The organism is Pseudomonas fluorescens, assembly GCF_005938625.1.
In the GTDB taxonomy this organism is placed as follows: domain Bacteria; phylum Pseudomonadota; class Gammaproteobacteria; order Pseudomonadales; family Pseudomonadaceae; genus Aquipseudomonas; species Aquipseudomonas fluorescens_BD.
The window spans coordinates 69,811-88,836 of the sequence record NZ_VCNJ01000005.1 but is presented as its reverse complement, the minus strand read 5'-3'; the positions used below and the strand labels follow the sequence as shown (position 1 = coordinate 88,836).

The following is a 19,026-nucleotide window of genomic DNA, read 5'->3' as shown; positions in this document are numbered from 1 at the left end:
ACGATCGGTATGGTGTTAGCGCTGAACCACGCGCATCTGGCTCTGCTCTTTCGGCAACACACGCTTGGCAACCACGTAATGCTGCTGCCAGTACGGCTTGTTCAGCGTATCGATGCTCACTGCTTTGCCACGACGAGGCGCGTGGATGAAGCGGTCGTTACCCAGGTAGATGGCAACGTGGTTGACCCGACGGCTCTTGATGTTGAAGAAAATCAGGTCGCCTGGCTTCAGATCCTTGCGCTCGACTTTCTCGCCGTGGCCGCTGGCCATGGCGTTCGAGGTGCGTGGCAGGTCGAACGTAGCGTCGTTGAACGCGTATTTCACCAGACCGCTGCAATCGAAGCCTTTACTTGGGCTGCTGCCGCCCCAACGATAAGGTGTACCGAGAACGTTTACCGCACGGCTCAGCACATTGCTGCTTTCCTTGCTGGCCATCGGTGGCACCAGCTTGCTGTGGCTCTTGCTGCTCAGCGTGGTGGTTTTGCTTTTGCTGCTTTTGCTCGAAGGAGCCGAAGCATGGGATTTAGGGGTGAAGCCGTTAACGTTGGGAAGACGTTGCTCACGATTGGTGGCGTGGGCGGCCAGTGGCATTAATAGGCAGATGGTTAGCCATGTCTTGAAAAATGGTCGCATTAGGCGTGGCTCTTCAGTGATAGCGCGCAACTTTATAACAGAGTTTTTTTTCATTCCGAGTCCGTTGGTCGATTCAGTTGGCGGCCAACGGAACCAAATAAGCGGCAAATGGACGCAATTGTCGGACAGAAGTCAGGTGCTATAAGGCTTTGACGGTAGCAACGGTAACATTTGCCGTACGTCGGCTACCTGTAAAAAAGTCACAAAGAATTCAAGAATATTTATCTATCGCGTGAATCGAGGTCTTCATGAACCCCTATCAACAAATTGGTCAGCCGCAAGATACGCACAGCAAAATCATCGGTTATCTGCTGTGGATTTTCGGTTTTACCGGCGCCCACCGCTTCTATTACGGTAAACCGGTGACCGGGACGATCTGGTTCTTCACCTTCGGTTTGCTGGGCATTGGCTGGTTGATCGACCTGTTTCTGATCCCGGCGATGGATCGCGAGGCGGATCTGCGTTTTACCGCCGGGCCGATCGAGTACAACGTGGCGTGGATTCTGCTGACGTTCCTTGGTGCGCTGGGCGTGCACCGGATGTATCAGGGAAAGTGGATCAGCGGGCTGATCTATCTGCTGACAGGCGGGTTGTTCTTTCTGGGGGTGTTGTATGACTTCTGGACGCTGAATGATCAGGTGTCGGTGCGTAACGCTGAAGGTAGAGGCGCCTTCCAGTAAAGCTTCGCGAGCAAGCTCGCTCCCACAGGGTTCGCGGTGATCCTTGTGGGAGCGAGCTTGCTCGCGAATGGGGGCAACCCGGTATCAAACCTGGTGACTGATCCGCCCGTCCACCAGGGTGTAGCGAACCACACCCGGCAAAGTGTGCCCAATGAACGGGCAGTTCTCACCCTTCGACAACCAGTTTTCACCGGCCACCGTCGACGCCTGTGGATCGAACAGCACGATATCCGCCGCCCCACCCACGGCCAGTTTGCCAGCCGGCAGACGTAGCGCTTCCGCCGGGCCTGCGCTCAAACGCGCCAGCAAGGTCGGCAGATCGAGCAAACCATCCTCCACCAGCGTCATCGCCAATGGCAGCAACAGCTCAACGCTGCTGATGCCCGGCTCTGTCGCGCCGAACGGCGCCAGTTTGGCATCGCGTTCGTGCGGCTGGTGATGGCTGGAAATCGCCGAAACCACGCCGGACTTCACCGCTTCACGCAAGCCATCACGGTCAGCACGCGTACGCAGCGGCGGCTGCACGTGATACAGGCTGCTGAAGTCGATCAGCGCTTCGTCAGTCAAAATCAGCTGATACAACGCCACGTCCGCCGTCACCTTCAAACCACGGGCCTGAGCCTGAGCAATCAGGGCAACACCGCGAGCGCTGGTCAACTGACTGAAATGCGCACGAACGCCAGTCTGCTCGACCAGCAACAGATCACGGGCCAATGCTACGGTTTCAGCGGTTTCCGGAATCCCCGGCAGGCCGAGGAAACTGGCAACCGCGCCTTCATGGGCCAAACCACCTTCAGCCAGATCATGATCCTGCGAGTTGAAAATCACCGTCAGGTCGAAAGTTGCTGCGTATTCCAGTGCCCGGCACAGCGTGCGGGTATTGCGGAAGCTCTCCAGACCATTGCCGAACGCCACGCAACCAGCGTCGCGCAATGCAACCAGCTCAGCCAGTTGCTCGCCATCCAGGCCTTTGCTCAGCGCGCCAATCGGAAACACCTTGGTGTTGCCGGCTTCGCGGGCGCGGTCGAGGATCAGTTCGGCGACGGCGGAGGTGTCGAGCACCGGTTTGGTTTTCGGCGGGCAGCACAGGCTGGTCACACCACCGGCGGCCGCTGCGCGGGTTTCGCTGATGATCGAGCCTTTGCGGCTGTAACCCGGCTCGCGCAGGGCCACGTTCAGATCAACCAGGCCCGGAGCGGCGACAAGGCCTTGGGCATCAATGGTTTCTACTGCCGTGAAACCCGCTGGGGCGGCGCCGAGGGCGACGATCTTGCAGGCTTCAACATGAATGTCGGTAACTTGATCCAGGCCACTGCTTGGATCGATGACGCGTGCGCCGAGAATGCTGAGCTTCACTGGGCGTTCTCCTGCTCGAATTGACGCTGCGCGGTTTGCCCGCTCATGGCCATGGACAGCACGGCCATACGAATTGCGATGCCGTAGGTGACCTGATTGAGGATCACCGAGTGCGGGCCGTCGGCCACTGCGGACTCGATCTCCACGCCACGGTTGATCGGCCCCGGGTGCATGACGATGCAATCGGGTTTAGCCCCGGCCAGACGCGCGGTGGTCAGGCCGAACAGGCGGTAGAACTCGCCTTCGCTCGGCAGCAGGCCGCCGGTCATGCGTTCACGCTGCAAGCGCAACATGATCACCACGTCGACGTCCTTCAGACCTTCGGTCATGTCGGTGTAGACCTTGACGCCGTATTGCTCGATGCCGATCGGCAGCAGCGTTTTCGGCGCAATCACGCGGATGTCCGGGCAACCGAGGGTTTTCAGCGCGAGCATGTTCGAGCGCGCGACCCGCGAGTGCAGGATGTCGCCGACGATGGCCACCGAGAGGTTTTCAAAGCCGCCCTTGTGCCGACGGATGGTGAGCATGTCGAGCATGCCCTGCGTCGGGTGGGCGTGACGGCCGTCGCCGCCGTTGATGATCGCCACTTGCGGGCACACGTGCTCGGCTATGAAGTGTGCGGCACCGGAATCACCGTGGCGCACGACGAACATGTCGGCGGCCATGGCTTCGAGGTTGCGCAGGGTGTCGAGCAGGGTTTCGCCCTTGCTGGCCGACGAGGTCGACACGTTCAGGGTGATCACGTCCGCCGACAGCCGCTGGGCCGCCAGTTCGAAGGTGGTGCGGGTGCGCGTGGAGTTTTCGAAGAACACGTTGCACACGGTCTTGCCGCGCAGCAACGGGACTTTCTTCACCGCCCGGGCACCGACTTCGAGGAACGAGTCGGCAGTGTCGAGGATTTCCGTCAGCAACTCACGACGCAGGCCGTCGAGCGAGAGGAAGTGGCGCAGCTGGCCCTGATCATTGAGCTGCAGCGGGCGCTTGGTATCTAGAGGCGTCATCGCGAAGGGGACTCTCAATAGGGCGGATTAAAGGTTGAAGTCTTGCAGTTCGAGCGTCAGCGGCTCAGGGCCGGACAGCTTCACCCGCTCGTGGGCGGCCAGCGACAAGGTCGCGCCAACCACGTTGGGGCGGATCGGCAGCTCGCCGGCGTCGAGGTCCAGCAGGCAGACCAGGGTCACGCTGGCAGGGCGGCCGTAGTCGAACAATTCGTTCATGGCGGCGCGGATGGTGCGGCCGCTCATCAGTACGTCGTCGATCAGCACCAGATGCTGGCCTTCGATTTCGAAGGGCAGGGCGGACGGGCGCACTTGCGGGTGCAGGCCGTTCTGGCTGAAGTCGTCGCGGTAGAAGGAAACATCCAGCGTGCCCAGTGGCGCGTCGCTGCCCAATTCCTTGAGCAAGGCCTGCGCGACCCAGATGCCGCCGGTGCGAATGCCGATGTAACGCGGTTCAGTGATGTCACGCTGGACAAGGTGCGCCTTGAGGCGGGTCGCCATCTGGCTGATCAGATCGGCGGGATTTGGCAGGCTCATGGTTGCTCCTTGTTGGGGGCGAGCCGGGTCCTTGGACGCGGCTCGGTTTTTCACTCAAAAGAAAAGCGCCGAAGCGCTTGTCAGGATTCAAACAATGCAGAGTTTTCATCGAGCCAGCCCTGCAACAGCAGAGCGGCGGCGATGGCGTCCACCGGGTTGTCGCGGTAACTGCCTTTCTGGCCGCCACGGGCCAGGCGCTCGCCTTTGGCTTCGAATGTGGTCAGGCGTTCGTCGTGGGTATAGAAGGGCAGGTTGAAGCGGCCATTGAGGCGGCGGGCGAATTTTTCCGCGCGTACGCACATGTCGCTCGGTGTGCCGTCCATGTTCAGCGGCAGGCCGACGACGACGGCGTCGGGTTTCCATTCTTTTATAAGGGCTTCGACCTGGTTCCAGTCCGGCACGCCGTTCTGTGCCTTCAAGGTGCACAGCTCGCGGGCCTGGCCGGTAATCACCTGGCCGACTGCGACGCCGATCTGTTTGGTGCCGTAGTCGAAGCCGAGAATCAGGCGCAGGGCCATCAGGCGTGACCTGCCTGGCTGGTCAGCAGGCTGAGGTTGATCCCCAAATGCCTGGCCGCCGCTTCCAGACGCAGTTCGCTGCTGGTGTTGAACAGGATGTCGGCGTCGTACGGGCAGTTCAGCCAGGCGTTGTCGGCGAGTTCTGCTTCCAGTTGCCCGGCTTCCCAACCGGCGTAACCGAGGGCAATCAGGCTTTTCGCCGGGCCGACGCCGTCCGCGATGGCGAACAGCACGTCCTGCGAGGTCGACAGCGCCAGATCGCCGTCCAGTTGCGCGGTGGCCTGGAAGGTCTTGCCCGCCGGGTGCAGGACGAAGCCGCGATCTGTCTGCACTGGTCCGCCGATGAAAATCGGTACGTGCTGGCAGAGTGCTGGCGGGTCGATGTCCGGGCGCAATTGCTCAAGGATGTCGGCCAGATTCAGCTCTTGCGGCCGGTTGACCACAATCCCCATAGCGCCATTGGCCGTGTGCTCGACGATGTAGGTCAAGGTGTGGGCAAAGTTCGGGTCGGCCATGTGAGGCATGGCGAGCAGGAATTGATGCTTGAGGTAGCTGGGGCTGACGTTTTTCATGTGCGCTAGTGTGGCGTCGAAGGGGCAAACTGACAAGCTGAGGATCAGAGAACAACGCAGATCAAATGTGGGAGCGACGGTGCGACGATTCGACTTGCTCGCGAAGGCGCCAGGTCAGGCAATATCAATGGTGCATGTGCCGGCCTCTTCGCGAGCAAGCTCGCTCCCACAAGGTTTCTGTGGTGTGTCAGTTGCTCGAGAGCTTGTCGCCCCGGGCGAATTTCCAGGTACGAATGATTTCCAGGCGGTCGATATCCGACAAGTCCCCGGTAAACGGGGCAAACGGTGCCGCCAACCGGACAATGCGCTGCGCCGCCTGATCCAGCAACGGCTGCCCGGAAGACTCCAGCACCAGCACTTCATACAACGAACCGTCGCGGTTGATCGAGACCATCAGGCGCAAATTGCCGTAGATCTGCTTGCGCCGTGCTTCTTCGGGGTAATTGAGGTTGCCGATGCGCTCGACCTTCTTGCGCCAGTCGTCCTTGTACCAGGCACCCTTGTCGCGCATGGTCGACGCCGCGCTCAAACGGTGAATCCGTGGGCGCTTGGCGTACAGCTGTTGTTCCTTGGCCAGTTCGGCTTCGAGGCTGGCGATGTCGCTGGACAGCTGCGAGCTGTCGAATTCTGGCGCGTCGACTGTCGGTTTGACTTCGGTTTTGGTTTCTTCTTTCTTGGTCGGCGCTTTTTTCGGCTTCGGTGCAACCGTGGTCACCGCAGCCTTCGGGGCGGCTTCCTGCACTTCCGGCTTGGCGGCCGGTGGCGGGGTGACTTTCTTGACCTGATTGTCCTGGAACGGCGCGACCTCAGTGGTCTTCGGGATCGCCTTCTTGTCCAGCGTGCCGCTGCCTTCCTGATTTTCCTGTGCGAGAAAGTCAGCCTTCTGCGGCTTCTTTTCGCTCTTGAAGGTGGCGAGGGTGATTTCCAGGGTTTTGCTGATCTGCTTCGGCTCGACCATCGTGAAGCCGACGCCGAGCAGCAGCGCCAAATGGATCAGCGCTGCGAGAAACAGGGTAAATCCGAGGCGATCGGCCGGGCGCACGCCACGGTGGGCGAGTTCTGCGGGCAGATCGGACGGGAGGGTCATGACAGAAAAACCAACATCGCGTTTTTACGGGCTCGGCATGATAACGCAATGTTGGTTTTTAGCTGCAAGCTTCAAGCGGCAAGCGACATAAGGGCAGCTGCAAGTTTTCAGCGGCAAGCTGCAAGTAAAGCTTGTAGCTCATGGCTTTCGGCTTGTAGCTGGCCGTCAGGCTTGCTGCTTACGGCTCGAGGCTTGCAGCTTCTTCTCGATCGCATCCATCAACATGCCGCCGATATCGGTGCCGAAAGCATTGTCGATTTCACGGATGCAGGTCGGGCTGGTGACGTTGATTTCGGTGAGGCTTTCGCCGATCACATCGAGACCGACGAACAGCAGACCTTTCTCACGCAAGGTCGGGCCGACCTGAGCGGCGATCCAGCGATCCTTTTCAGTGAGCGGACGCGCTTCACCACGGCCGCCGGCGGCGAGGTTGCCACGGGTTTCGCCCTGCGCCGGAATCCGCGCCAGGCAGTAATCCACCGGCTCGCCGTCGATCATCAGGATGCGTTTGTCGCCGTCCTTGATTGCCGGCAGGTAAGCCTGGCCCATGATCTGCTGGCCACCGAGGGCGGTCAGGGTTTCCAGAATCACCGACAGGTTCGGATCGCCCGCGCGGTGACGGAAGATCGACGTGCCGCCCATGCCGTCCAGCGGCTTGAGGATCACGTCGCCATGCTTGGCGGCGAACTCACGCAGCACGTCGGCGCGGCGGCTGACCACGGTTGGCGGTGTGCACTGCGGGAACAGCGTGGCGAACAGTTTTTCGTTGCAGTCGCGCAGGCTCTGCGGCTTGTTCACCACCAGCACGCCAGCGGTTTCGGCCTGTTCGAGCAGGTAGGTGGAGTAGACGAACTCCATGTCGAACGGCGGATCCTTGCGCATCAGGATCACGTCCAGATCGCTCAGCAGGTTGTCCTGCTCGGCGTCGAGTTCGAACCATTTTTCCGGGTTGGCGAAGACTTTCAGCGGCTTCATGCGCGCGCGGGCCTGACCTTCGCCCTGATACAGGTCGCGCTGTTCCATATAGAACAGTTCCCAGCCACGCTTCTGCGCGGCCAGCAGCATGGCCAGCGAGCTATCCTTTTTATAGGAGATGCTGGCGATAGGGTCCATGACAATCCCGACGCGAACGCTCATTGGGTTTTCCTCGAAAATTGGCTACCGGATCGGTATTGAAAAAGTGCCGCCAGAGTGGCGCCGGGCGGGTTTTCGGTCAAGGAAAAACCCGTCGATAGATTGCATCTGGAGACTGTGCTAAAAAGGCTGGCGTAGCGTGCTGGCCCTTGAGCATCAAGGGTTTCGAGCCATTCATAACCGCAAAACGGACAAATTGATTCGCAAAGGCGACGGTAGAGCCCTCTTATGGAACAGCAGTCCAGCGCCTTGAAGGTCATGGTGATCGACGACTCGAAAACGATTCGTCGCACCGCCGAAACATTGTTGAAGAATGTCGGTTGCGAAGTGATCACGGCGATCGACGGTTTCGACGCCTTGGCGAAGATCGCCGACAACCATCCCGGGATCATTTTTGTCGACATCATGATGCCGCGTCTGGATGGTTATCAGACCTGCGCTTTAATCAAGAACAACAGTGCGTTCAAAGCGACGCCGGTGATCATGCTGTCATCGCGTGACGGGCTGTTCGACAAGGCCAAGGGGCGGATTGTCGGATCTGATCAATTTTTGACCAAGCCTTTCAGCAAGGAAGAACTGCTCAACGCGATCCAGGCCCATGTTCCGGGCTTCGCCGCCGTTTTGCCGCAGTAAGACACGTACAGTGACGCTCGGCCAGCGGGCCGGGCGTCGACAAGAAAAATGGGGAAAACCATGGCACGTATCCTGATCGTCGATGATTCGCCGACTGAAATGTACAAACTCACCGGCATGCTCGAAAAGCACGGCCATGAAGTGCTCAAGGCCGAAAACGGCGCCGACGGCGTGGCCCTGGCCCGTCAGGAAAAACCCGACGCGGTATTGATGGACATCGTCATGCCCGGCCTCAACGGTTTTCAGGCCACCCGCCAGCTGACCAAGGATGCCGACACCAGCCACATCCCGGTGATCATCATCACCACCAAGGATCAGGAAACCGACAAGGTCTGGGGCACTCGTCAGGGCGCCAAGGACTACCTGACCAAACCGGTCGACGAAGACACCCTGATCAAGACCCTGAACAACGTGCTCAAAGGCTGATCGCGCAACCATGAGCGAATCGCTGACCGCGTTCGAACTGCTCTGGCAAATCGACCAGCGCTGCCGCTTGCTGGCGGCGGATCTGCCGTCGCAACCGGCGCGTCAGGATCGCTGGAGCGGCATCGGCTTTCGCCTCGGGGAGCATTGGTATGTGGCGCCGATGGGCGAAGTCAGCGAAGTGCTGCACGAACCGCGCTTCACGCAATTGCCCGGGGTCAAGCCGTGGGTCAAAGGCGTGGCTAACCTGCGCGGGCGCCTGCTGCCGATCATGGATCTGTGCGGTTTCTTCGGCCATGAGCTGTCGCCGTTGCGTAAACAGCGGCGGGTGTTGGTGGTGGAACATGGGGAAGTGTTTGCCGGGCTGATGGTCGATGAGGTTATTGGTCTGCAGCATTTCGAGCAGGACAGCTTCGAACCGATCTCGATCAGCAAGCGCCAGGGTTCCAAGGCCGAGTTCGTCAAAGGCTATTTTCGGCGCGAGCAGAACTGGCGAGTGTTCAGCCTGTTTGCCCTGGCCAAATCTCCGGTGTTCATGAGCGTCGCGATATAGCCGTTACAACAAAGATCCCTTGTAGGAGTGAGCCTGCTCGCGATTCAGGCACCGCGGTGTATCAAGTACACCGCGTTATCGTTCAATCGCGAGCAGGCTCACTCCTACAGGTTCTACCGGTGAGCTTCAAACAGGCGAGGACCGATGACAAAAGCAAAAACAGGCAAGCCGGCGGAAGGATCGCGCAGTCGCTCGCAGATCATCGTGCTGTTCATCGCACTGATCGTGTTCATCATGCTGCTGTTCGCCAATTTCGCTTACCTCAACACCCAGGCGAACTACGACAAACAGTACATCGGCCACGCCGGTGAGCTGCGTGTGCTCTCGCAACGCATTGCCAAGAACGCCACCGAAGCCGCCGCCGGTAAGGCTGCCGCGTTCAAATTACTCAGCGATGCACGCAACGATTTTGCCCAGCGCTGGGGTTACCTGAAGAAGGGCGACCCGGTTACCGGCCTGCCGCCAGCGCCCGCCACCGTGCGCCCGGAAATGCGCGCCGTGCAGCTCGACTGGGAACGCCTGCTGAAAAACACCGACGCGATTCTCTCCAGCGAACAGACTGTGCTGTCGCTGCATCAGGTCGCCGCGACCCTGGCCGAAACCGTGCCACAGTTGCAGATCGAATACGAAAAAGTCGTCGAAATCCTCCTGCAACGTGGCGCCCCGGCGGCGCAGGTCGCCATGGCCCAGCGCCAATCGCTGCTGGCTGAGCGCATCCTCGGCGCGGTCAACACCGTGCTTGCCGGCGACGAAAACTCGCAGCAAGCCGCCGACGCCTTTGGCCGCGACGCCACGCGTTTTGGCCAAGTGCTCAACGGCATGCTGCAAGGCAACCCGACGCTGAAAATCAGCCAGGTCGAAGACCGCGACGCCCGCGCGCGTTTGAGCGAAATCTCCGAGCTGTTCCAGTTTGTCTCCGGCTCGGTGGATGAAATCCTTGAAACCTCGCCCGAGCTGTTCAAGGTTCGTGAATCGGCGAGCAACATCTTCAGCCTCTCGCAAACCCTGCTCGATGAAGCCTCGCACCTGGCCACCGGTTTTGAGAACCTTGCCGGTGGGCGCAACACCGACACCATCGGCGGCTATGTCCTTGGTTTGCTGGCGCTGGCGTCGATCATCCTCATCGGTCTGGTGATGGTCCGGGAAACCAATCGCCAGTTACGCGAAACCGCCGAGAAGAACGAGCGCAACCAGAACGCGATCATGCGTCTGCTCGACGAGATCGAAGACCTCGCCGACGGCGACCTCACCGTGACCGCCTCGGTGACCGAGGATTTCACTGGCACCATCGCCGATTCGATCAACTACTCCGTCGACCAACTGCGCGATCTGGTTGCGACCATCAACCTCACCGCCGGCCAGGTCGCCGCTGCGGTGCAGGAAACCCAGGCCACCGCGATGCACCTGGCCCAGGCCTCCGAGCATCAGGCCCAGCAGATTTCCGAAGCCTCGACGGCGATCAGCGACATGGCCGAATCCATCGATCAGGTCTCGGCCAACGCCGCCGAGTCTTCGGCAGTCGCCGAGCGCTCCGTGGAAATCGCCAACAAGGGCAACGAGGTGGTGCACAACACCATCCATGGCATGGACAATATTCGCGAACAGATTCAGGACACCGCCAAACGCATCAAGCGCCTGGGCGAGTCATCGCAGGAAATCGGCGACATCGTCAGCCTGATCGACGACATCGCTGACCAGACCAACATCCTCGCCCTCAATGCGGCGATTCAGGCGTCGATGGCCGGCGATGCCGGGCGCGGTTTTGCTGTGGTGGCCGACGAAGTGCAGCGCCTCGCCGAACGCTCCTCCGCCGCCACTCGGCAGATCGAAACCCTGGTGCGGGCAATTCAGACCGATACCAACGAAGCCGTGATTTCGATGGAACAAACCACCACCGAAGTGGTGCGCGGCGCGCGACTGGCGCAGGATGCCGGTGTGGCCCTGGAAGAAATCGAAGGCGTATCGAAGACCCTCGCGGCGCTGATTCAAAGCATCTCCAACGCGGCGCAGCAGCAGACGTCTTCGGCCGGGCAGATCTCGCTGACGATGAACGTGATCCAGCAGATCACTTCGCAGACGTCGTCCGGCTCCACGGCCACTGCGGAAAGCATCGGTAACCTGGCGAAAATGGCCAGTCAGTTGCGGCGTTCGGTGTCCGGATTCACCTTGCCGGCGGCGACAGATAAAGCGTGAGTGGAGTGGTTATGGGTGATCGGCACGACTATGTGGCCCTCGAATGGGTCAAAGGCGAAATTGCCGAAACGCTGAGGCAGGCGCATCAGGCGATTGAAGCCGTGCTCGACGATCCGCAGGCCTTCCCGGGGCTGGACGAGTGCCTGGCGTATATCCATCAGGTCCACGGCAGCCTGCAGATGGTCGAGTTCTACGGCGCCGCTTTGCTCGCCGAAGAAATGGAACATCTGGTCGAAGCCTTGCAGCACGAGCGCGTCAGCCATCGCGACGAAGCGCTGCACTTGTTGCTGCAAGCCCTTGGGCAATTGCCGATCTACCTCGACCGCGTGCAGAGCGCCCGCCGAGATCTGCCGTTGGTGGTGTTGCCGCTGATCAACGATCTGCGTAGTGCTCGTGGTGAAAGCCTGCTCTCGGAGACCAGCCTGTTCAGCCCGCAACTGCCCGAGCTACCGCCCTTGAGCGCTGATGCGCTAGCGCTGCTTGAACCGGCAGAGCTGCCGAACGTGCTGCGTAAGTTGCGCCAGATGCTGCAAATGGCTTTGGTCGGTTTGCTGCGCGAACAGGATGACCGGACGCATCTCGACTATCTGGCGAAAGTTTTTACCCGCCTCGAAGCGCTGAGCGGCGATTCACCCCTGAGCCCGTTGTGGCAGGTCGCTTCGGCGCTGGTCGAAGGCATGCGCGAAGGCGTGATTGCCAACAGCCCGGCGCTGCGCAGCCTGTTCAAGGACGCCGACAAAGAGCTCAAGCGCCTGCTCGAACAAGGCCTGTCCGGCCTCAATCAGCCGGCGCCGGCGGAGCTGCTGAAAAGCCTGTTGTTCTATATTGCCAAAGCCGAACATCCCACCGGGCAGATGCTGACCATGAAAGATCGCTACTCGCTGGACGACGCGTTGCCCGACAGCGCGATGGTCGACGAAGAACGCGCACGCCTGGCCGGCCCCGACCGCGATGCGATGCGCTCGGTGCTGGCAGCTCTGTGCGAAGAACTGGTGCGGGTCAAGGAACGCCTCGACCTGTTCGTGCGCAGCGACCGTCAGCACACTTCGGATCTGGAGAGTTTGCTGGCGCCGTTGCGGCAGATCGCCGACACCCTCGCCGTGCTCGGTTTCGGCCAGCCGCGCAAAGTCATCATCGATCAATTGGCCGTGGTGCTCAGCCTTGCCCAGGGCCAGCGCGAACCGAATGACGCAATCCTGATGGACGTCGCCGGCGCCTTGCTCTACGTCGAAGCGACGCTGGCCGGCATGGTCGGCACCGTCGAGCCGGAAAGCCCGGAAGACGAGCGCCTGCCGACCACCGACCTGACGCAGATCCATCAGATCGTCATCAAGGAAGCACGCATCTGCCTGCAACAGGCCAAGGACATGATCGTCGACTACATCGACGCCGATTGGGATCGCCAGCACCTGCAAGCGTTGCCGGCGCTGCTGACTCAAGTACGCGGTGCGCTGGCGATGATTCCGCTCAGCCGCGCGGCGAGTCTGGTCGAAGCGTGCAACGGGTTTATCCGCGAACATTTGCTGCTCGACCCGCACGAGCCGGGTTGGGAGCAACTGGATCGTCTGGCCGATGTCATCAGCAGCCTTGAGTACTACCTCGAACGCTTGAGCGACGACCCGCAGGCACCGGGCGAACAATTGCTGGATGTCGCGCAGAAATCCCTTGCCAGTCTGGGTTTCTTTCCAAATGAACCGCACGTGCCTGTGCTCGAAGATGTGCTCAGCCCCAGCGAAGCGCTGGTGATGCAGGACATGCAGGCGCTCGATGATCCGGAAACCGTACAGTCGCTGGCCGACGTTCTGGCCAGCCCGGTGTCAGCGCTCAATCCGCCTGCATTGATGACGCCCGGCAGTCTGATGCCGCCGCCGGCCGGTGAAGAACCGGTCGACGATGAACTGCGCGAAGTGTTCCTTGAAGAGACCGACGAGGTCCTCGAAGTTCTCCACGAATACTTGCCGCGCTGGATCGCCAATTCGCAGGACCGCGATGCGCTGACTGAACTGCGCCGGGCCTTCCACACCTTGAAGGGCAGCGGGCGCATGGTCCGCGCGCTGATCCTCGGCGAGCTGGCGTGGTCGGTGGAAAACCTGCTCAACCGCGTGCTCGAACAAAGTGTCGAGCCGGGCTCGGTGGTGCAGCAAGTGCTGACCGACACCGTGCTGTTGCTGCCCGAGCTGATCAGCGAATTCGCCACTAACAGCCAACGGCAGCGCAGCGATGTCGATCAACTCGCTGCCCGTGCCCACGCCTTGGCCAAAGGTGACGAGCCGCTGGCTGCCGAAGACATCGGCGATGTCGCGGCACTCGATCCGCTGTTGCTGGAGATCTTCCGCAAAGAGGCCGAGACCCACCTCGCCAGCCTCAATCGCTTTCTCGATCAAGCCGCCGAGCATGTGCCGTTGCAGGCCAGCGACGAGTTGCAACGCGCCTTGCATACGCTCAAGGGCAGTGCGTCGATGGCCGGCGTATTGCCGATTGCCGAACTCGCGGCACCGCTCGATCAACTGGCCCGCGAGTTCAAGGCGCACCAGTTGCCGCTGGACCTCGACGAAGTGGAGTTGCTACTTGAAGCCGAGGGCCTGTTCCGCGTCGGTCTGCGTCAGCTCAAGCATGATCCGCTGGCACCGATTGTCGGCGCGCAGTCGCTGATCAAACGCTCGGAAACCCTGCTCGCCGAGCGCCTGGCGTCGATCCTCGATGCGCCGCACACCGGCCTGCGGATCAAGCGCGATCCACAACTGATCAACAACTTCCTCGCCCAAGGCATGGACATTCTCCTTGACGCGGAAAATCTCTTGCAGCGCTGGCAGCAACATCCCGGCGAGCGTCAGGAACTCAGTGCGTTGCTGGATGAGCTGACCACCCTCGGCGAAGGCGCGCACATGGCCGACCTGCTGCCGGTCGACGTGCTGTGTGAAGCCTTGCTCGACCTGTATGGCGCGGTGGAAGAAAGCAGCCTGGCGGTCAGCGAACGGTTTTTCCAGGAAGCGCAGAACGCTCACGAAGCGCTGATCAACATGCTCGATGAACTGGCTGCCGGGCAGGAAGTCACGCCGCAACCAGAGCGGATTCGTGCCTTGCATGACCTGCTCGATGAGAGTCTCGACCCATCGTCCATGGGCTTGATCCGCAGCGATGGCAGCCGCACCCTGAGCATCCGCGAACTGGGCAGCGCCACCGCTGAGTTGCAGCAAAAGGCAACGGCGCTTGAGCCCGATGACGAGATTGTCGAGATCTTCCTTGAAGAGGCCGTGGACATTCTCGACAGTTCCGGCCAAGCCCTGCAGCGCTGGCTGAGCGATCCGGACAACACAGCGCCACTGTCCTCGTTGCAGCGTGATTTGCACACCCTCAAGGGTGGCGCGCGGATGGCCGAAGTCGAGGCCATCGGCGATCTGGCCCAGGAGCTGGAAAGCCTTTACGAAGGTCTGGTCGATCGTCGTTATCACTACAGCGAAAGCCTGGGGCGCTTGCTGCTCAAGAGCCATGACCGCTTGGCGCTGTTGCTTGATCAGTTGCAAAACCATCAGCCGCTGACCCCGGCGCTGGATCTGATCGAAGTCATCCGTCAGGTCCGCCAAGGTCAGGTCGTTGCCGAAACGCCGCCAGCAATAACCGAGCACGACAGCGCCGGTCACGATCCCGAGTTGCTGGAGATCTTCCTCGAAGAAGGTTTCGACATCATCGAAAACTCCGGCGCCGCGCTGCTGCGCTGGCAGGCCGAGCCGGGCAATCGTCAGGAAGTGGAAACCCTGCTGCGCGATCTGCACACACTCAAGGGTGGCGCGCGGATGGTCGAGATCGGCCCGATCGGCGACCTCGCCCATGAGCTGGAATACCTTTACGAAAGTCTTTCCAGCGGCGCTTTGCAGCCGTCGGCGGAGCTGTTCGCGCTGGTGCAGCGCGGCCATGACCGTCTGGCGCAAATGCTCGATGGCGTGCGCGCCGGGCAACCGTGCCCGCCGGCGGATCGGTTGATCAACGCGATCCAGAATTTCAGTCATCCGGTAACGGTCGAAACACCGCCAGCGTTGCCGCTGCCCGCCAAGACCGAACCTGCACCGCCGGCTGCCGAGGCTGGCGCGGACATGGTCAAAGTCTCCGCCGAACTGCTTGATGAACTGGTCAATCTGGCCGGGGAAACCTCGATCTTCCGTGGTCGAATCGAACAGCAAGTCAACGACGCACAGATCGCGCTGAAAGAGATGGAAACCACCATCGAACGCATGCGCGATCAGCTGCGCCGTCTCGACACGGAAACCCAGGGGCGGATTCTCAGCCGTCAGCAAGTCGACGCCGAACGCCTCGGTTACGAAGAATTCGATCCGCTGGAAATGGACCGCCATTCGCAGTTGCAGCAACTGTCGCGGGCGCTGTTCGAATCGGCCTCCGACCTGCTCGATCTCAAGGAAACCCTCGACCGCCGCAATCACGACGCCGAGAACCTGTTGCAGCAACAGGGCCGCATCAACACCGAGTTGCAGGAAGGCCTGATGCGTACGCGCATGGTGCCGTTCGAGCGCATGTTGCCGCGCCTCAAACGCATCGTCCGCCAGGTCGCTGAAGAGCTGAACAAAGACGTCGCCTTCGTCGTCGGCAACGCCGAAGGCGAGATGGATCGCAACGTACTGGAGCGCATGGCCGCGCCGCTGGAGCACATGCTGCGCAACGCCGTCGACCATGGTCTGGAGTCTGCCGAGGTGCGGCTGGCGGCGGGTAAACCGGCGCAAGGGCAGATCAGCCTCGACCTGTCCCGCGAGGGCGGCGACATTGTTTTCGATATTCGCGACGACGGTGCCGGGGTGCCTCTGGAAGCCGTGCGCAAGAAGGCAATCAAGCGCGGCATGCTCGCGCCGGAAGCCGAGATCAGCGACCGCGACGTGTTGCAGTTCATCCTTCAACCGGGGTTTTCCACAGCGGAAAAGATCACCCAGATTTCGGGGCGCGGCGTCGGCATGGACGTTGTGCACGAAGAGGTGCGGCAGCTCGGCGGCAGCATGAGTATCGATTCGGTGCCGGGGCAGGGCGTGCATTTCCGCATTCGTCTGCCGTTCACCCTGTCGGTCAACCGTGCGCTGATGGTGCAGTGTGGCGAGGATCAATACGCGATTCCGCTGAACACCATCGAAGGCATTGTTCGCGTGTTGCCAAATGATCTGGAAGGGCACTTCCGGGTTGATCCGCCGCGCTACCAATACGGCGGCCAGACCTACGAACTGTGCTACCTCGGCGAACTGCTGAAAACCGCGCCGCGACCGAAACTGTTGGGCCAGAATCTGCCTTTGCCGGTGCTGCTGGTGCACTACAACGACCGGCGCATCGCCGTGCAGGTCGACACCATGGCCGGCACCCGCGAGATCGTGGTCAAGAGCCTCGGTGCGCAATTCGCGGCGGTGCAGGGTGTGTCCGGGGCGACGATTCTCGGTGATGGCCGGGTGGTGCTGATTCTCGATTTGCTCGCACCGATTCGGGCGATGCAAGCGCGGGTTGCGCAGACACCGACGCTGCCGGAAATCGACAGCGAACCACACAAACCGCTACTGGTGATGGTAGTCGACGACTCGGTCACCGTGCGCAAGGTCACCAGCCGTTTGCTCGAACGCCACGGCATGAACGTGCTGACCGCCAAGGACGGTGTCGACGCCATGCTGCTGCTGGAAGAGCACATGCCCGACCTGATGCTGCTCGACATCGAAATGCCGCGCATGGACGGCTTCGAAGTCGCCACCCAGGTGCGCAACGACGAGCGCCTGCAACACCTGCCGATCATCATGATCACCTCGCGCACCGGGCAGAAACACCGCGATCGCGCGATGGCGATTGGCGTCAACGACTACCTCGGCAAGCCGTATCAAGAGTCGGTGCTGCTTGAAAGCATTGCCCAGTGGAGCAAGAAACATGCATGAGCGCCGGCATAATCAGCGCACCAGTCAGCTCACCGGGTTGTTGCTGCCGTTGGCGGATCGCAATTTGATTTTGCCTAACGTCGCTGTTGCTGAATTGATCGATTACCAGGCCAGCGCTTTCGATCTGGATACGCCGCCGTGGTATCTGGGGCGCGTGAAGTGGCGCGAGCGGCAGATTCCGTTGCTCAGTTTTGAGTCTGCGTGCGGGCAGAAAATCGTCATTGGCGAGCGCGCGCGGATTGTCATCCTCAATGCCCTCGGCGGGTTGCCGGAGCTGAAGTTCATAGCGCTGCTGGTGCAGGGGATTCCGCGCTCTTACAAGCTCGACAGTCAGTTGAGCTATGTCGATGTGCCGTTGTGTGGGCTGGAGCAAGCGGCGGTGCAGGTCGGGGAACAGGTGGCGAAGGTGCCGGATTTGTTGGGGTTGGAGAAGTTGTTGGTGGATGCTGGTCTCGTTGACTGATTGATCGTTCCCACGCGCAGCAAAGGAATGCAGCCCGGGACGCTCCGCGTCCCAAAAAGCCGAACGCAGAGCGTCCGTTGAGGCATTCCCACGCAGAGCGTGGGAACGATCATCCGCGGGGTGATCCAGAACTTGCGCTGCTTCGGCTGGCCTCTTCGCGAGCAAGCTCGCTCCCACAGTGGGTTTATGTCGTACACAAAATCTGCGATCTCTGAAGATCTCCTGTGAGAGCGAGCTTGCTCGCGAAGGCGTCAGTCGCTACACCTCAATCCGACAGACAAATCCTCAATCGCTGTGCGCAATAAACACCATCCAGCACATCTGTTTAAAGACACCCGGTGTTACGGCTCCCTGGCCTACAAATCCTTGCGCCGCTGCCTACGCATGTACCAGAATCCGCCGGCTTGTGCGCCTTTGGCATGCTGCGTAACTTGATTCCGTCACTGATTTCCAGTGATCGGGTTTAGTAGCCCGTCATATTTGGGGCGTATAGCTCATCAGACAGTCAGGTACTCCATACCTGCACTTTATGGTGGTTGTGCGCAGGGCGCTTCGGCGCGCCGGTTTCCCAGATCCCCGGTCTACTAACCTGCGCACAGCTGCCTCCACTTCTTTTAGTAGGGAAGCGGTGGCTAGCCCGAATGAGGATCTGGTAAATGTTCAAAGTAACGCCAAACCCGCCGCTCACCGACCCGGCATCCCCCTACGAATCCCCCGATTCGAAGAAATTCCACGAAGCCGCCGAGCGCGCCCTCGATCATTACCTTGGCCCTACCAACGCCGATCTGATGGCCACGCCTTACACCCCCAACACGCTGTACATGGCCAACCCCAACGCCGACACCGAATCCCTGCTGGCCGACGCCAGCGAAACCCTTGGCTCGGCTACGGTGATGCTCAACAACCATGCGGCAATGGTGGAAGGTACGCACCGAAAGACTGTGCAAGGTATTGCGCAGGTAGTGATGGTGGCGGAGATGGCCGTCAACCGTTTGTTGGATAGGTTGGTGCCGACGGAGTGATTTAAAAGCCGACCCTCACCCCAGCCCTCCCGAAACGTCGGACCGCCCGTAGGGAGAGGGGGCCTACCGAGGTGTCTTGCGCTATACATCGACCTGAAAAACCGAGTCGATTATGAGTTTGGTAAACCGAGTCAATTATGGATTCGGTAAAGCACGATCAGGTCGGCGTATCCCTTGAGCATCCCCCAATCGGTCCCCTCTCCCTCCGGGAGAGGGCTAGGGTGAGGGTGCTCTTGATCGTTACGCTCAGCGTAATGATTCACCACCGCGCTTGATTGATGCCCCCACCCCACGCGCCTACCTTAGCTCCACGAC

Annotated in this window: 16 protein-coding genes; 8 read left to right on the top strand and 8 right to left on the bottom strand. The window is 60.7% G+C overall.

From position 1 onward, the window contains the following. Nucleotides 1–15: 15 nt before the first annotated feature. A complete protein-coding gene (locus FGA82_RS05045; RefSeq protein WP_016985978.1) occupies nt 16–633 on the bottom strand; it encodes a C40 family peptidase in 618 nt (205 codons plus the stop codon). A 248-nt stretch (nt 634–881) separates the two neighbouring features. Between FGA82_RS05045 and FGA82_RS05040 the strand changes: the two genes are divergently transcribed. Continuing rightward, nucleotides 882–1,313 carry an NINE protein gene (locus FGA82_RS05040; RefSeq protein WP_141126246.1) on the top strand — a complete coding sequence of 144 codons (432 nt, stop codon included), beginning with the start codon at nt 882–884 and terminating at the stop codon, nt 1,311–1,313. 84 nt (nt 1,314–1,397) lie between these two features. On the opposite strand, the gene FGA82_RS05035 is transcribed toward FGA82_RS05040, so the two are convergent. The 7 genes from FGA82_RS05035 to gshB all read right to left on the bottom strand — a co-directional run bounded on the left by FGA82_RS05035 (nt 1,398) and on the right by gshB (nt 7,518). Next, nucleotides 1,398–2,669 (bottom strand): dihydroorotase, encoded by a 1,272-nt coding sequence (locus FGA82_RS05035; protein WP_141126245.1) that lies wholly within the window; start codon nt 2,667–2,669, stop codon nt 1,398–1,400. Then, nucleotides 2,666–3,670, bottom strand: a complete 1,005-nt coding sequence (locus FGA82_RS05030; protein ID WP_007913665.1) for an aspartate carbamoyltransferase catalytic subunit — start codon at nt 3,668–3,670, stop codon at nt 2,666–2,668. Before FGA82_RS05030 ends, FGA82_RS05035 begins: the two co-directional genes overlap by 4 nt. A gap of 27 nt (nt 3,671–3,697) precedes the next feature. After that, nucleotides 3,698–4,204 (bottom strand): bifunctional pyr operon transcriptional regulator/uracil phosphoribosyltransferase PyrR, encoded by a 507-nt coding sequence (gene pyrR, locus FGA82_RS05025; protein ID WP_141126244.1) that lies wholly within the window; start codon nt 4,202–4,204, stop codon nt 3,698–3,700. Between the two features lie 80 nt (nt 4,205–4,284). Next, nucleotides 4,285–4,722 (bottom strand): Holliday junction resolvase RuvX, encoded by a 438-nt coding sequence (gene ruvX, locus FGA82_RS05020; protein WP_141126243.1) that lies wholly within the window; start codon nt 4,720–4,722, stop codon nt 4,285–4,287. Further along, nucleotides 4,722–5,294 carry a YqgE/AlgH family protein gene (locus tag FGA82_RS05015; protein WP_141126242.1) on the bottom strand — a complete coding sequence of 191 codons (573 nt, stop codon included), beginning with the start codon at nt 5,292–5,294 and terminating at the stop codon, nt 4,722–4,724. Before FGA82_RS05015 ends, ruvX begins: the two co-directional genes overlap by 1 nt. Before the next feature lie 187 nt (nt 5,295–5,481). Beyond that, nucleotides 5,482–6,381, bottom strand: a complete 900-nt coding sequence (locus tag FGA82_RS05010; RefSeq protein WP_141126241.1) for an energy transducer TonB — start codon at nt 6,379–6,381, stop codon at nt 5,482–5,484. A 165-nt stretch (nt 6,382–6,546) separates the two neighbouring features. Continuing rightward, entirely contained in the window at nt 6,547–7,518 is a 972-nt protein-coding gene (gene gshB / locus FGA82_RS05005; RefSeq protein WP_141126240.1) for a glutathione synthase, read from the bottom strand. A gap of 225 nt (nt 7,519–7,743) precedes the next feature. Between gshB and pilG the strand changes: the two genes are divergently transcribed. From pilG to FGA82_RS04970, 7 genes are all read left to right on the top strand, one after another. Then, nucleotides 7,744–8,148 carry a twitching motility response regulator PilG gene (gene pilG / locus FGA82_RS05000; protein WP_007913673.1) on the top strand — a complete coding sequence of 135 codons (405 nt, stop codon included), beginning with the start codon at nt 7,744–7,746 and terminating at the stop codon, nt 8,146–8,148. Between the two features lie 60 nt (nt 8,149–8,208). Then, nucleotides 8,209–8,574 carry a twitching motility response regulator PilH gene (gene pilH, locus FGA82_RS04995; protein WP_007913674.1) on the top strand — a complete coding sequence of 122 codons (366 nt, stop codon included), beginning with the start codon at nt 8,209–8,211 and terminating at the stop codon, nt 8,572–8,574. Nucleotides 8,575–8,584: 10 nt separating this feature from the next. Further along, entirely contained in the window at nt 8,585–9,124 is a 540-nt protein-coding gene (locus FGA82_RS04990) for a chemotaxis protein CheW (protein ID WP_141126239.1), read from the top strand. A gap of 144 nt (nt 9,125–9,268) precedes the next feature. After that, entirely contained in the window at nt 9,269–11,317 is a 2,049-nt protein-coding gene (locus FGA82_RS04985; RefSeq protein WP_141126238.1) for a methyl-accepting chemotaxis protein, read from the top strand. A gap of 11 nt (nt 11,318–11,328) precedes the next feature. Continuing rightward, nucleotides 11,329–17,226: an Hpt domain-containing protein gene (locus tag FGA82_RS04980; protein WP_141126237.1), complete on the top strand. Its 5,898-nt coding sequence runs from the start codon at nt 11,329–11,331 to the stop codon at nt 17,224–17,226. Continuing rightward, the gene (locus FGA82_RS04975; RefSeq protein WP_141126236.1) at nt 17,219–17,689 is read left to right on the top strand and encodes a chemotaxis protein CheW; all 471 of its coding nucleotides are present in this window, start codon (nt 17,219–17,221) and stop codon (nt 17,687–17,689) included. Before FGA82_RS04980 ends, FGA82_RS04975 begins: the two co-directional genes overlap by 8 nt. A 656-nt stretch (nt 17,690–18,345) precedes the next feature. After that, nucleotides 18,346–18,711 carry a DUF6124 family protein gene (locus FGA82_RS04970; protein WP_141126235.1) on the top strand — a complete coding sequence of 122 codons (366 nt, stop codon included), beginning with the start codon at nt 18,346–18,348 and terminating at the stop codon, nt 18,709–18,711. Nucleotides 18,712–19,026: the final 315 nt, after the last annotated feature.